The sequence below is a fragment of the Vibrio sp. VP6 genome, assembly GCF_028823755.1.
GTDB classification, from domain to species: Bacteria; Pseudomonadota; Gammaproteobacteria; order Enterobacterales; family Vibrionaceae; genus Vibrio; species Vibrio parahaemolyticus.
In genome coordinates this window covers 1-14,428 of record NZ_JAPEID010000008.1, presented here as the reverse complement: position 1 = coordinate 14,428, position 14,428 = coordinate 1, and the positions used below count along the sequence as shown (strand labels likewise).

Below are 14,428 nucleotides of genomic sequence, written 5' to 3'. Positions count from 1 at the left end.
AGTACTTACCTAAATATAGTCATTAAACTGTTCAACTTCGTCTATTCTATCCAACTCTAGAGTTTGAAGCTACCAACCATCTTATCTAGGCGAGATGAAAGCTCTTGAAGATCGCGGCTTGCGCCAGCCAACTCTTCCGCCGTTGCAGTTGTCATCTCGTTGATTGCGTTGATTTCTTCAATATTCTGATTGATCGTATGAACCACGGTAGATTGCTCTTCCGTTGCCGTCGCAACTTGCGTGTTTCGATCGGAGATATCCGTAATGCGCTCAGAGATATTCACCAGCACTTCTACCGCTTCATCCGTCGAAGCCACACCCTCAAATGTGACCGCTTTGCCAGCTTCCATCGCGCTTACTGCATCCTGAGCATCACTTTGAAGCTGGTTGATCATACGTTGAATCTCTTCCGTTGAATCGGCAGTGCGCGACGCTAGGTTACGAACTTCATCTGCAACTACCGCAAAGCCTCGACCTTGCTCACCTGCGCGTGCTGCTTCAATCGCTGCGTTCAGTGCCAACAAGTTTGTTTGCTCAGAGATATCGCGGATTACACCAAGGATAGAGCCGATATCTTTCGTTGTAGAAGCAAGCTGTGTCACAACAATGTTTGTCGTTTCCACATCGTCAGCAAGACGGCTGATCACTTCTTTCGCTTTCATCACAACTTCACGACCCGTCTGAGTATTATCAGACGCTTGGTTTGCAGTATCGGCTGCCGTCGCTGCGTTAGACGCAATTTCACTGATCGTCGCGCCCATTTGGTTGATCGCTGCAACCACTTGAATCGTCTGGTCACGTTGCTCTTGGCTATTATCGTACGTTGACGTTGCTTTGCTCGACACGCTGTCTGCCGCTTGACTCAGTGCACCGCTCGTTAAAGATACTTCTTTCATGGTTGCGTGGATTTTTTCAATAAATCCGTTGAAACCTTTAGAAAGCTGCGCGATTTCATCATTGCCACGAATTTCAATACGCTGTGATAAATCACCTTCGCCTTGACCAAGATCGGTAAAGCGATCTGCAATCAATCGAATAGGCTTAGTGATACTGTTTGCAAGCAATACGCCCATCAAAATGAACACCAATGCCACTACAATGGTTGTGACCATCATTTTTTGGCCAGTTGCATTGAGATCAGCAAACACTTCGTCAACAGGCACAACGCCAACAACAAACCAGTTCATGGACGGCACATACAAACTCGCGACGAAATTGTCCTTACCTTCAAACTCGACATTAATTAGGTTGAAGCTGTTTTTGTTCAGCAGTTGATTCGCGTTACTGCCAAAAAGCTGCGCAATCGACGTTTTGTTTTTGCCTTGTTGACGATGAATTTGAATGTCACCTTTTTCATTCGTCAAGAACACGTAACCTGTGTCCTCAATTTGGAAGCTGTTTAGAAGTGACACCATGTCATCCATCGACTTAGATAGACCCGACATCGAGATACCGTTTAAGTCTTGGTAGTTAGTGAACATTTTCACTTCACCATTAGCTTCTTGGAAAACACTCACTGATGTTTCGCGACCCGAAGAGGTGAAACCAAAGAACCACGCGTCTTGCGAATGGTTTAGCTGACGCAAGAAACCATTTTGGTTCCAGTAGTACGCCGTTTTACGGTTTGCGACCGATGCGTCATTCAATCCATACTGAGATTTGATGTTGTTTAGCTGCTGAACAAGCTGCGTTTCAGAAAACTGTGGGTGATCAGTATTTTTTAGCGCTTCGACAACAAATTCGTTTGTTGCTAGTTGCTTCGCCGCTTGCTGCATTTGCACAACTTCGCGGTCAATTTCAGTATTAATTTGTTGCAGCATGGCTGGCAACTCAATATCAATCAGGCGGTGACTTAACACGTCTCTCGCATGGCGTTGAGCCATCACACCAACGATAATGGTTGATGCAAGAACAGCAAAAGTAATACCAAGTACAACCTTTTGTTTGATACTCAGAGAATGAAGTTTCAACATATTCGGACCTTTTAAAAGAATCACTTGTTATTGGCATCCTAGATAGTGGCTATCAGGTGCATATCTCTGTGACATACACAGCATGGAACCTATATCGACCTGAACGAACAAAACTAGAGGTATTTCTCACTATCTTATGCAAAATAAATGTAACACCCTGTCATTCAAGCACTTTCAGCGTTTTTCTTCGCTTGCAATCCTTTTCTTTGCCCCAATATTGAAAAGATAAATTTCGAGAGCGAACAGGAACTTTTTCCTGATTGGCAATGACCAATACTCAAAACGAAAATCAAATGGATATCGAGAGTCCAAAGCATGCATAAATCAAACTTCGAAACTCTTCAGCACTATTTAGAGTCTCAGATCATTGGCCAGCATGATCTGGTTAAACAACTGTTGATCGCCCTTCTTGCTGACGGGCATATTTTGGTTGAGGGTCCTCCGGGACTTGCTAAAACTCGCGCCGTAAAATCACTGTCTGATTGCGTAGAAGGCGACTTCCATCGCATTCAGTTCACCCCAGATTTGCTGCCTGCCGATTTAACCGGTACGGATATTTTCCGCCCAGAAACGGGCGAGTTCACATTCCAATCTGGGCCGATTTTCAATTCACTCATTCTTGCGGATGAAATCAACCGTGCGCCAGCCAAAGTACAAGCCGCAATGCTTGAAGCGATGGCAGAAAAGCAAGTCACCGCAGGTCGCCACACCTACGCGCTGCCTGAGCTATTCTTGGTCATGGCGACGCAAAACCCGATAGAACAGGAAGGTACTTACCCTCTTCCAGAAGCTCAGCTCGATCGCTTTTTGCTTCACTTAGAAGTGGATTACCCAGATGCAGAACATGAATTAGCGATCTTGCGGATCAATCGTGGTGAAGCAAAAGGTGAATGCTCTATTGAGCGCCCAAGCTTGAGTCAGCAAGACATCTTCACCGCGCGCCAAGAAGTGCTCGACATCCACATGGCAGAAGCCATTGAGCAATACATTGTGCGTTTGGTGATGGCAACACGCCGAGCAAGCGAATACGACAGTGAGTTGGATAAATGGCTAGCAATGGGTGTCAGTCCGCGTGCAACCATCGCCCTTGACCGATGCGCTCGTGCTCATGCTTGGTTAGCAGGTCGTGATTTTGTCTCTCCTGAAGATGTCCAAGCAATGGCGTACCCAGTGTTACGTCACCGATTATTGCTCAGCTACCACGCTCAAGCAGAAGGCGTAACGGCAAATCAAGTCATCGATAAGTTGCTAAACTTGGTTGGCAGCGCATAAAGCGGGTGAGTGACATGTCTGCAAACCATCCATTACCGCCTCATGCGAATGGGGTGACATTAACACTGGAAGAACTGCTTCAATATCGCACGCAGTCGGTACGTTGGTTGCCACCGGCACAAAGCATTTGGTCGCAGATGAGCGGCAACCATACGAGCCGACAAAAAGGTCGTGGTATGGACTTTATGGAAGTGCGCCAGTATCAAGCCGGAGATGACATTCGCAGCATCGACTGGCGAGTCACAGCGCGCACCGGAAAAGCACACACTAAATTGTTTGCGGAAGACAAAGAACAAGCGGTGATTTTGTATCTCGACCTCAGCTCAAGCCTTCACTTTGGCTCAAAGTACGTATTGAAGTCAGTACAACTCGCTCATTTCGCCAGTGTTCTTATTTGGCTCACATTAGCCAAAAAAGATCGTATTAGCGCAGTGATTGATGATGGACACCAATGCTTAGAATTTCGCCCTTCCTCTTTGCAAAAACAGGGGCTACGGATTCTCAATGCGGTCGTTGATACCCATAACGCGCAGTTGACTCAAGATCCAAATCATGAGACTCGCACAATGCCATATTCGCAAGTGTTAGAAACACTCCACACACTCACGCCAAAAGGCAGTGAACTGATTCTACTCAGTGACTTTGCACATGTAGAAGAAAGAGAGCTAACGCAACTGCGTCGCCTTAAACAACACAACAGCGTGAGAGCCATTCAGTTTTACGACCCATTGGAAAGAGGAGAAACCGACTTTCGTGGCCAAGCAAAAGCCTCTGATGGCCGTCGTAGCCAATGGTTCAACTTCGGCTCAACAGGACAAAGAAAAGCGCTCGAAACACACTTTACTCAACACCAAGAATCCATCAAACAACAGTGTCATTCGATGGCTATTCCATTTAACACACTATCAAGTGGTTGGCCTTTGATTCAGCAATTAAGCTAACAGGCCTTACAAAGCAGTTTTCAATAAAGCAGTAATAATAATGACAACAAACAACCAAAGCCTAAACCTTGAACCTTTGATTTTGCCGAACGCTCCAGATTGGTTCCCACTTGCGTGGGGATGGTGGGCAATGCTTGCGGCGATCGTTCTTTTTGTTTTAGGTGTATATTTGTATGCAAAATGGCGTAAAAAGCGCTTACTTGCCAAAAAAACGGCATTAAAGCTTTTGACTCAATCAGTCACACCTCATACGCCTTCCTCTGCTCTGGAAATTCTGCGTCAAGCCGCATTGAGTTACTTCCCACGTGAAGACATCGCCCCGTTAACTGGAATGGCATGGTATGAATTTCTCGACAGTCATACCAAAGAGACTCGATTCGTAGACAAACAACAACAGTGGCAAGCCGCGTTATATCAAAAGTCGTCTCAAGAGCAACATCAAGATTTGATCGACGATTGTGCCTTTTGGATAACTCACGCTTTGCCACCGAAGAAAAAGGCAAACACCCGTGACTGAGCAAACACTCATGACAGACCTTTCCCAATGGTTAAACATTGAATTTGTCTGGTGGTGGGCACTTTTTTTGTTGCCCTTACCTCTGCTGATTTACAAGCTTCTTCCTGAAGAAACTCGACAAGCAGAAATCAAACTGGCGTATTTGCCAGAAAGCAAAAACAGCCATAAACCTAAACAATGGCTACAAAAATCGTTAGCTGTAGGCGTTTGGACATTATTGGTCGTCGCATGTGCGAGACCAGTTTGGTTTGGCGAACCTGTCGAGTTTCAACCTAAGTACCGAGACTTAATGCTGGTGGTTGACCTTTCAGGCTCCATGCAAAAAGAGGACATGAACTTAGATGGCGAGTACATCGACCGACTCTCTGCCGTGAAAAAAGTCCTATCAGATTTTGTCGCGAAGCGAAAAGGTGATCGGCTTGGAGTAGTTCTATTTGGTGACCACGCGTACTTACAAACGCCACTGACGGCTGACCGACAAACCGTTATCCAACAAATCAAGCAAAGCGTAATTGGCCTAGTTGGTCAACGAACCGCAATTGGCGATGGTATCGGCTTAGGAACAAAAACCTTTGTCGATAGCGATGCGCCCCAGCGCGTGATGATTTTGCTCAGTGACGGCAGTAACACCGCAGGTGTGTTAGATCCAATCGAAGCGGCTGAGATTGCGAAGAAATACAATGCCACTATTTATACCGTCGGCGTAGGTGCTGGCGAAATGATGGTGAAAGACTTTTTTATGACTCGTAAGGTCGACACCGCAGCCGACCTTGATGAACAAACGCTCACGAAGATTGCAGAAATGACTGGCGGGCAGTACTTCCGTGCGCGAGATGCCGAACAACTTGAAAAGATATACGACACAATCAACAAACTGGAACCTGTATCAAGCGATACCCAAACTTGGCGGCCTCAGTCCGAATGGTTCCCATATCCATTGAGTGCAGCTTTAGTGCTTTCTATGTTGTTGTTCCTGCTAAGGAGAAAACATGGCTGAGTTTACTTTCCTTAACCCATATTGGTTACTGGGACTGATAGCAATCCCCTTCGTACTCCTGATTAATCAAAAACTTAGAGCGAAAAAATCCGCGCTGATTGCCCCGCACCTCGCCAAAATGCTTGGGCAGACCACCCAGTCCAAATCCTATTTTACGATTTGGGGCTTGGCTTGGGCGATTGCCTGCGTAGCGCTCGCTGGGCCGAGCTGGCAATCAAATACACGTCCAAGCTTCGAGCTAAGCCAAAATCGCATGCTAGTACTAGATATGTCTCGCTCGATGTACGCCAGCGACATCAAACCCAATCGCCTTACTCAAACACGTTACAAAGCGTTGGACTTGTTGCCGAAGTGGAAAGAGGGGGCGACTGGATTGATCGCCTATGCAGGCGACGCCTACAGCTTGAGTCCGCTAACGACGGATGCTAGTACGCTAGCAGGTATCATCGAGAACTTGTCGCCAGAGCTGATGCCATTCCAAGGCTCGAACCTCCCTGCTGCGATCGAATTGGCGTTAAGTCAATTTTCACAAGCAGGAGCAAACCAAGGAGACATTGTTGTTCTTGCCGATGATCTTGATGATTCAGAATTGGCACGCTCTCTGAATTTAGTTAAAGGTAAAAACATACGAGTCTCGGTTCTTGCAATCGGCACGGCAAACGGCGCACCGATTGCCCTACCCGACGGCTCGCTTCTTAAGACCACGCAAGGCTCGACCGTTGTTGCCAAAACACACCTGAAAAACCTACAAACGCTAGCCAACAAGACGGGCGGTATGTTTGTTCCTATTCAGCACAACAACCGAGACGTGGATAGCATCGCAGCGTACACGAATAATACTGGGAACAACTTGGCAGCAAAACAGAATCAAGAGGTCAAAACCGATTCTCGTTTGAATGGTGGATTTTGGCTATTGCCTCTACTGCTACTACCTACCGTTTTCCTGTTCCGCCGTGGTGTAATTTGGGTATTTGTCGCAGCGCTGCTTCCAATGACTTGGACTCCAGGTGCACAAGCCAACCCGTTCTTAAATGCCGATCAGCAAGCGGCTAATCTCTATAAACAGGGAGAATATGAACAAGCCAAAAACCTGTTCACTGACCCAAGTTGGCAAGGCGCGGCAAGTTACCAAACTGGCGATTACGAAGCGGCCATCAAAGCGTTTTCGAATGACCCATCACAAACCGGCCGCTATAACCTAGCGAACTCGTTAGCACAAAATGGTCAGTTAGAAGACGCAGCTGAGCAATACAAAAAGCTGCTTAAAGAAAATCCTGATTTTGAAGCAGCGAAGAAAAACCTGTCGGTTGTGGAGGAGAAACTGAAGCAGCAACAGCAACAGCAACAGCAACAGCAACAGCAACAGCAACAGCAACAGCAACAACAGCAACAGCAACAGCAACAGCAACAGCAACAGCAACAGCAACAGCAACAGCAACAGCAACAGCAACAGCAACAGCAACAAAAGTCTCAGAATAGTACTAAACAAGATCAAGGACAGCAGTCACAAAATCAGCAAGACGCTGAAAATAAAAAAGAAAAACAAGAATCCGAACACAAAGCTAAGCAGCAAAAGGCCGAAACGGAAGTAGAAAAGCAAGGTGAGCAAAAAAAAGGTGAACCTATGCAGGCGCAAGCCCAACCAGAAAAAACACCTCAGGATGATCCTGAATTCCGCCGCCTAGAAGCTGTCGAAAGTGCTCGAGATCCAAGCTTTTTGATTCGTGCACAAATGCAGTTGCAAGCTCAACAAAAACAACGTCCACAACAATCTCAGAAGGAGTGGTAAGCCCGTGATGAAAAAAGGCGTACATCTGGTCTTTATTCTTGTGGCCAGCCTGTTATCTAGTTTCTCGGTGATGGCACAAAGCCTCCAGGCAAGCGTCAACAAAACTGAAGTGGCTAAAAATGAAGTCATCAACCTACGGATAATGGCAGACTCAGAAGTGGCGTCCGACGCCATCGACTTCAGCGTATTGGAAAAAGATTTCTTCTTAGGACAGCCTCGCTACGGGCGTTCGAGTAACAACATCAATGGTCGAAAATATCAGCGCACAGAATGGAGCATTTCTATAGCGCCAATGAAAGAAGGGATAATTACGATCCCGAGTTTTTCGGCCGATGGCATGAAAACCGAGCCAATTCAGCTAAGAGTCACGGCGAACAAATCGGCACCCGATCTGGATGATTTGTTCAGCTTCAATATGAGTGTCGATAACCATACGCTATATCCGCAGCAATCTGCGAATTTACGCATGCAACTGATCATCAAGGCCGACACTCGCCGTTTAGACAACCCACAAGTTGTGCCACCACGTATTGAAGGCATGAAGCTTGAACCTGTTGGTGAAATGCAACAAGGGCAGCGAGTCATTTCTGGGCTTGAAGTGACAGTGGTGGAGCAATCTTTCCGCTTAACCGCAGAACAACCGGGAACATTCACGCTCCTTGGCCCACAACTGACTGGATCTTATATCTATGGCGATAGTCTGACGGGCTCAACCAAGATCATGCCGATCAGCACAAAAGTGGAGCAAATGCCAATAACGGTAAAAGCCATACCTAGTGAGTTTAAAGGCAGTTGGTTACCCGCATCGGCATTGCAAATGACTCAGAGCTGGCAAGACGATCAAGGCAATACGCTATCCGCCAATACGGTAAATAACGTGAAACAAGGTTCGTCTATTACTCGTACCATTCAAATCAAAGCTCGCGGTACACAAGCCGAATACTTACCGCGTATTACTATGGATTACCCAAACTCCTTACGCGTTTACCCTGAACAGCCTCAATTCGACACAGCAAGAGATGGCACGGTAATCATGACGGTAAAACAAGTGCTGATCCCAACAGAAGCAGGCGAATTCACGCTGCCAGGCTACACACTGAATTGGTGGGACAGTAAAAGCGATGAAGCAAAGCAGGCAAACTTGTCTGAGCTAAAACTGAATGTGGAACAAAGCGATGCAGGCTTGATTACCTTACCTGAAACCGCGCTTCCTATACCAACCGTTTCAAATGCAGCTCCCGCCCGACAAAATGGCGTCGATAAACTCTGGCAAACGCTCACTTTTGTTTTTGCAGGCTTGTGGATTCTTACTTCCGCAATTGCATTTGTAATTTGGAAAAAGCGTCCTGTTGCTTCCACAGAACCATTGTCGGCATCAGAAAGACCACTTTGCGTTGAAGCGTTGAAACGCATCATTAATGAAGGCGACGAAGCGAAAATCGAACGCTCAGTAAACGAGTACTTGAGTACCCATCGTGACCGACTAAATCCCGAAGATGTTCAAGCGGTCAAACTCGAACTCGATGCCATGAACAGAGCACGTTTTAGTCCAAATCAACAGCCATGGAGTCACAAAGCCCTGTTGGAGAAAGTGCAAAAACTGGCCAAGGCCAAACGTGACAAATCTAGCCACCAGCTAGAAAAACTATAAATAAGAATGGCAGCGCTCTAAACGCTGCCATTTTTGGTTTCTGATGTTCAGGAAGTACGTAAAAACAAACTCACGCTACAATTTGATCTTTTTGAGGGTCTTTTAACTCATATCGCTTCACGCAATTTCTCCCACTGCTTTTCGCCTGATAGAGCGCCTTGTCGGACAACTGATACAAGTGGTCGAAATTGAAGTCTTTGCCTTTGGTTTTGTAGCAGGAGTAGCCCACCGAAACCGTCAGCAGTTCACCTTCTGGGTTATGTTGATGCTTGATGCCTTCATCTTCAATGCATTGACGAATGCATTCCGCTCTCAACCGAACCTCTTCTTGGTTCGAGCCGATCATCAATAACACAAACTCTTCACCCCCAATACGACAAAAGACCTCGTCTTCATCTTTGGTATGGTGTTCAAGAATGTTCCCAATGCGCATCAGGACAATGTCGCCTTCAAGATGACCATAGTGATTGTTAAACAAACCAAAATGGTCAATATCAATCAGAATCAGACCGAATGACATCGCCTCTTCGCAATCCAATGCGCAGTATTTTTGCATCACATGTTCCAGCATACGGCGATTGCCAAGGCGCGTAAGTGGATCGAGTTTAGACAGTACTTCGAGCTGGCGATTCGCCTCTTCTAGCTCTTTGGTTCGGTTCTGCACTTCTAACTCAAGGTTTTCATTTAACTCTCGAATCGCCTCTTGAGCTTGAGTGCGTTGCAGCACCTCGGCCAAACTGGAAGAGAACATACGAATCACTTCGCGCAGTTGAGAGGTTAACGGCGCACGAGTGAGCAGGTTATCGACGGCAATAAAAGCGATGGGGCCACTGCTGTTTGAGGTGAGAACCGTCATTGCCGCCCAACCAAAACCGACGATATTACAGTCGTGGTAAATGGGAACGGATTCTTCGAATGCGACTTCACTCGGTACGGCGCGAGCTAAATTGATCAGAGAGAAGTTTTGCGTCTCACCAAAGAAATAGGACTCATCGACGACATTCCCTTGAATGTCCGTGCCCCAAGTGCCCTGCATGTATGAGCAGTTTTCATCGGTCAAAAATACCGCCATACGATCAATACCGAGGTTTTTAATCGCGAAAGTCACTGCCGATTTACACACATCACTAACGGTTGTACAGCGTGATAGCTCAACCATGCTTGAGTGCAACATACGCACATTTTGCTCTTGGCGCTTACGGATATAAATTTGCGAGAAAAGAGAACCAAACGAGTCCAACATCTGTTTTTGATACGCCGTTATCGGCTTGCGATGAATGAAGTTATCGAGCGCAAACCAACCGAAGGGCTCATTGCCGTCGCGCAAGATTAACATCGCGTTCCATCCCTGCCCGACCACTTTGCCCGCCGTGTATATTGGCGCATCTTCGATGATCACTAAATTGCTCTCAAGGCTCGACAGCGCAGCGATGTATTCCTCACTCAGTTGATGTAGATCGTATTGCGTGTGGAATTCATCGATCGTAACGCCAGACTCATCCGTGCCGTATGTACCGCTGAAACTGCGCTTTTTCATGTCCAGTAGCATCAGTGTGGTGCGGTCAAAGCCCAATCGTTCGCGCAGGGCTTCGACGGCTTTGTAATACAAATCTTTTAAGGAATCAGGGTTGGAGATCTCGAGTGCGACTTGCTGAACTAACTTCATGTTTTCGATAAAGCGTTCGCGCTGGCTAATTTCATCGACGTATTGAGCTTCACGGATGTCTCGATGTCGCATCTCTTGTGATGCATTTTTCTCGGCTCGAATGCATTGCCAACGCGCAGCCGCGAGCTGCATTGCGTCGTAGCTTTCTTCGTAAATATTGTGTGCGGTGCGAGCTTGGACAGATTGGATAAGTAAATAGGTGCGTTTTATTGGCGTGTTGTCGAGCATCATTATGTAGCTGTCGCCACCTAAATCTTGGGTGTGATTCCAGTTACAAGTGTTAATCGCCAGAGGAATAATGCTTTCGGATGTATCAAATTGGCAGGCCCAATCCCAGAAAACCTCAGGGTACTTTTGAATAGGGTAAAGCTCTCCGCGAGAAAAACTCACAGAACAACGAGGATTGGTTAAAGGGTCTTCAAAAATGGCGATCGCGTGGGGGGAAAAGAGGTTCTCTAATTGATCGAATATTGCTTCGGCCAGCAGCCGGTGGTCCCTCGTTGAAGACACTTTTCTCGTAAAACTTTTTAAATTCACCCTACCAACCTAATTTACTTTTTTATCCTCGATAAAAAACTACGCAGGTGGTGATATGCAATCAATATAATCAATTTTGAGCTGTTAAGTAATTCGCAAAATTTTCGGACTAAGTTTCACATTCGAGAACTCTTCAGCACTTTTAGCACCATGTTTCACGAGAATTACATGTTGCATAAAAGTGGCCAATGTCGCTTAATTTTTAATAATTATTTATGCAGATAGATTTTATAAATCAGTATCTTAAAAAGAAAAAGGCCCCTCATAAAGAGGGGCAAAGTTACCATCGCTTATAGTTATCTGGTTATTTCAAAAATGCGGTTATTAACCGAAGTCGCCGTTTACGTAGCCTTGCGTACGGTCGTCTTGAGGGTTGCTGAAGATCACTTGAGTATCGTTGTGCTCAACCAGTTCACCCATTAGGAAGAACGCGGTGCGGTCAGAGATACGACGCGCCTGTTGCATTGAGTGAGTCACGATTACGATGGTGTAGTTCTTCTTCAGTTCTTCCATCAATTCTTCAATTTTGTGGGTTGCAATCGGGTCAAGTGCCGACGTCGGTTCATCCATCAGGATTACGTCCGGTTCCATCGCGATAGTACGCGCGATACACAAACGCTGCTGCTGACCACCAGAAAGACCGAATGCGTGTGATTTAAGGCGATCTTTCACCTCATCCCAAAGTGCAGCGCCACGCAGCGAACGCTCTACCACTTCATCAATGGTCTTTTTGTCTTTGATACCTTGAGCACGCAAGCCGTAAGCCACGTTCTCGTAGATGCTCATTGGGAATGGGTTTGGCTTTTGGAATACCATGCCGACTTTAATACGAAGATCCGCAACGTCAATGTTGCCGTAGATGTCTTCGCCATCCATCGCGAGCTTACCCGTAATTTTTACGCCTTCGATAAGGTCATTCATGCGGTTCAAACAGCGTAGAAGCGTTGATTTACCACAACCTGATGGGCCGATAAGTGCCGTCACTTGACGAACAGGAATAGGCAGGTTGATCGATTTCAGTGCTTGGTTTTCACCGTAGAATAGGTCTAGGTTTTCAATATCAAACTTGTTCATTGTCTTAATCTCTTAAATCTTGAATTCGTGTCTTTTAACGTGCGTTCTTAATTGGTTTTGTTAGTAAGTTGCTGTGTTAAAACGTCTTGCAATCAGTTTAGTCACCATGTTGATCAAAAGAACAACGACGATCAGCACTGTTGCCGTACCGTAAGCCTGATTCCATTCTTCAATGGTAAACAGCTCGGTAGTCAGTTTGTAAAGGTGAACGGTTAACGTACGGCCTGAATCCAATAGAGAATCCGGAATACGTGCAACCATACCTGCAGTCAGGAATACTGGAGCAGACTCACCAATGACACGACCAATACTTAGAATGACCGAGGTTAAGATACCTGGCATCGCGCTCGGAAGAATCAAACGCCAGATAGTGTAAATTTTTGAAGCGCCAAGGCCGTATGAGCCTTCACGATACGTTTGTGGCACTGCCATCAATGCTTCTTCCGTGGTACGGATGATAACTGGCAGGATTAGGATACTTAGCGTCAGTGCACCCGATAGAATCGAGAAACCAAGACCAAGAATTGCCACGAAGAAAGTCATACCAAACAGACCGAAGATGATCGACGGGATACCTGCTAGGGATTCTGTACAGAATCGAATCACTTTCACCAAGCGGCTGCCTACTTTTGCGTATTCAGTCAGGTAAATCGCCGTCATGATACCCAGAGGTGCCGCTACCGCAATGGATGCAATAACCATGTAGATGGTCGACACAATCATCGGGAAGATACCGTGCTCATCGCCGGTACGAGTGTAATTGTCAGTAATGAAGTTCCAATCTACGTGTTGTAGACCGTTTGATAGGATGTACCAGATAATCCAGAACAGAAAACCTACCGTTAGTGCAGCCGAAATCCAAACGAAAGCGTTAAAGACGTTATCTTTGAACTGGCGTGCTTTTTTCAGTTTTGCGCGATCCATAATAGTCACCTTTAACGAGCGATTACTTCGCTTTTTCTCGGTTTAGGTAAAGAAGTACAGCGTTCAACGACATGATGAAGACCAGCAGTACCACACCTGTTGCGTACAGTGCGTTCGCGTGAACACCACTTGCGTAAGACATTTCAATCGCGATGTTCGCAGTCAGCGTACGTGCTGAGTCGAGAATGCCTTCTGGCATTGCCGGTGCGTTACCCATCACCATAATGATTGCCATTGTCTCACCCAACGCACGACCGATACCAAGAATCACACCAGTCATGATGCCTGAACGAGCCGCAGGTACGAGCAGTTTGAAGATTGTGTAGATTTTTGAAGCGCCAAGAGCCAAAGAGCCTTCTTTGTATGCACGAGGCACCGCTCGAATAGACGTTTCAGATACCGTGATTACGGTCGGTAGAATCATCACACCAAGAACAATAATACCCGCCAAGATGGTGTTACCCGCTGGCACATTGAAGATGTCTTGAATCAAAGGAACGATGATAACGAGGCCGAAGAAGCCATACACCACCGAAGGGATACCCGCTAGCAACTCAACCGCAGGACGAATAACATCAGCCAAACGCTTAGGCGCGATTTCAGCGATAAAGATTGCGGTAAGCACACCAACAGGAACGCCAACCATCACCGCACCCGCAGTAGAGACTACAGAAGCGACAATCATTGTTGCTACGCCGTAAAGCGCAGGTGGAAGCCAGTTTTGGCCAAGAACGATGCCCGATACTCCAGCTTCTTGGAAGGCAGGAATACTCTCTCGAACAATAAAGTAAGCAATTACTGCTAACGACACAATGCCGATAACAGCACTGGTTAGGAACAAGCCGTGGAAGATACGCTCTTTCCAGTCTACACGACGTTTCTCGCGTAGGCCTGGCTTGCTGATAGCTTTAGCGTCAGTATTCATAAGCTTTTCACTATTTGTTGCGATGGTCATTTAAAAATCTCACGGTTCTGGGTATTGCCAATGAACGCTATGGATAGAAAAGGCTCAGCCCTAAACGGTGGGCTGAGCAAACTTAAGAGTCCCGATAAATTAGTGAACTGAGATGTAACCGTTTTGGTCAAC

11 protein-coding genes are annotated in these 14,428 nt (G+C 46.4%); 6 read left to right on the top strand and 5 right to left on the bottom strand.

Features of this window, described 5'->3' with window-relative positions; all coding sequences use genetic code 11:
• Positions 1–56: 56 nt before the first annotated feature.
• The gene (locus OU793_RS07305) at positions 57–1,973 is read right to left on the bottom strand and encodes a methyl-accepting chemotaxis protein (RefSeq protein WP_023623719.1); all 1,917 of its coding nucleotides are present in this window, start codon (positions 1,971–1,973) and stop codon (positions 57–59) included.
• Positions 1,974–2,288: 315 nt separating this feature from the next.
• Between OU793_RS07305 and OU793_RS07300 the strand changes: the two genes are divergently transcribed.
• Genes OU793_RS07300 through OU793_RS07275 form a run of 6 tightly spaced genes read left to right on the top strand, consistent with a single transcriptional unit; the run spans position 2,289 to position 9,140 of the window.
• Positions 2,289–3,245 carry a MoxR family ATPase gene (locus tag OU793_RS07300; protein WP_025550961.1) on the top strand — a complete coding sequence of 319 codons (957 nt, stop codon included), beginning with the start codon at positions 2,289–2,291 and terminating at the stop codon, positions 3,243–3,245.
• A 14-nt stretch (positions 3,246–3,259) separates the two neighbouring features.
• On the top strand, positions 3,260–4,186 hold the full coding sequence (locus OU793_RS07295; RefSeq protein ID WP_274647742.1) for a DUF58 domain-containing protein: 927 nt from the start codon (positions 3,260–3,262) through the stop codon (positions 4,184–4,186).
• A gap of 40 nt (positions 4,187–4,226) precedes the next feature.
• The gene (locus OU793_RS07290) at positions 4,227–4,703 is read left to right on the top strand and encodes a DUF4381 domain-containing protein (RefSeq protein ID WP_020838147.1); all 477 of its coding nucleotides are present in this window, start codon (positions 4,227–4,229) and stop codon (positions 4,701–4,703) included.
• Positions 4,696–5,700 (top strand): VWA domain-containing protein, encoded by a 1,005-nt coding sequence (locus OU793_RS07285; RefSeq protein WP_180793861.1) that lies wholly within the window; start codon positions 4,696–4,698, stop codon positions 5,698–5,700. Before OU793_RS07290 ends, OU793_RS07285 begins: the two co-directional genes overlap by 8 nt.
• Positions 5,693–7,489 (top strand): VWA domain-containing protein, encoded by a 1,797-nt coding sequence (locus OU793_RS07280; protein ID WP_274647741.1) that lies wholly within the window; start codon positions 5,693–5,695, stop codon positions 7,487–7,489. The genes OU793_RS07285 and OU793_RS07280 overlap by 8 nt, the downstream gene beginning before the upstream one ends.
• Before the next feature lie 4 nt (positions 7,490–7,493).
• Positions 7,494–9,140, top strand: coding sequence for a BatD family protein (locus tag OU793_RS07275; RefSeq protein WP_025628517.1), 1,647 nt, complete (start codon positions 7,494–7,496; stop codon positions 9,138–9,140).
• Positions 9,141–9,210: 70 nt separating this feature from the next.
• Here OU793_RS07275 and OU793_RS07270 read toward each other — a convergent pair whose 3' ends face one another.
• The 4 genes from OU793_RS07270 to pstC all read right to left on the bottom strand — a co-directional run bounded on the left by OU793_RS07270 (position 9,211) and on the right by pstC (position 14,296).
• Complete coding sequence (locus OU793_RS07270) at positions 9,211–11,289, bottom strand: GGDEF domain-containing protein (protein ID WP_180793862.1); 2,079 nt, start codon at positions 11,287–11,289, stop codon at positions 9,211–9,213.
• A 378-nt stretch (positions 11,290–11,667) separates the two neighbouring features.
• The gene (pstB, locus tag OU793_RS07265) at positions 11,668–12,417 is read right to left on the bottom strand and encodes a phosphate ABC transporter ATP-binding protein PstB (RefSeq protein ID WP_005462960.1); all 750 of its coding nucleotides are present in this window, start codon (positions 12,415–12,417) and stop codon (positions 11,668–11,670) included.
• Positions 12,418–12,477: 60 nt separating this feature from the next.
• On the bottom strand, positions 12,478–13,341 hold the full coding sequence (pstA, locus tag OU793_RS07260; RefSeq protein WP_005478161.1) for a phosphate ABC transporter permease PstA: 864 nt from the start codon (positions 13,339–13,341) through the stop codon (positions 12,478–12,480).
• Between the two features lie 22 nt (positions 13,342–13,363).
• Positions 13,364–14,296, bottom strand: a complete 933-nt coding sequence (gene pstC, locus OU793_RS07255) for a phosphate ABC transporter permease subunit PstC (RefSeq protein WP_005462956.1) — start codon at positions 14,294–14,296, stop codon at positions 13,364–13,366.
• Positions 14,297–14,428: the final 132 nt, after the last annotated feature.

Bases quoted from the DNA above. Each gene is read 5' to 3' on its own strand.
- OU793_RS07305 (WP_023623719.1), bottom strand. From the start codon at position 1,973: ATGTTGAAACTTCATTCTCTGAGTATCAAACAAAAGGTTGTACTTGGT.
- OU793_RS07300 (WP_025550961.1), top strand. From the start codon at position 2,289: ATGCATAAATCAAACTTCGAAACTCTTCAGCACTATTTAGAGTCTCAG.
- OU793_RS07295 (WP_274647742.1), top strand. From the start codon at position 3,260: ATGTCTGCAAACCATCCATTACCGCCTCATGCGAATGGGGTGACATTA.
- OU793_RS07290 (WP_020838147.1), top strand. From the start codon at position 4,227: ATGACAACAAACAACCAAAGCCTAAACCTTGAACCTTTGATTTTGCCG.
- OU793_RS07280 (WP_274647741.1), top strand. From the start codon at position 5,693: ATGGCTGAGTTTACTTTCCTTAACCCATATTGGTTACTGGGACTGATA.
- pstB (WP_005462960.1), bottom strand. From the start codon at position 12,417: ATGAACAAGTTTGATATTGAAAACCTAGACCTATTCTACGGTGAAAAC.
- pstA (WP_005478161.1), bottom strand. From the start codon at position 13,341: ATGGATCGCGCAAAACTGAAAAAAGCACGCCAGTTCAAAGATAACGTC.
- pstC (WP_005462956.1), bottom strand. From the start codon at position 14,296: ATGACCATCGCAACAAATAGTGAAAAGCTTATGAATACTGACGCTAAA.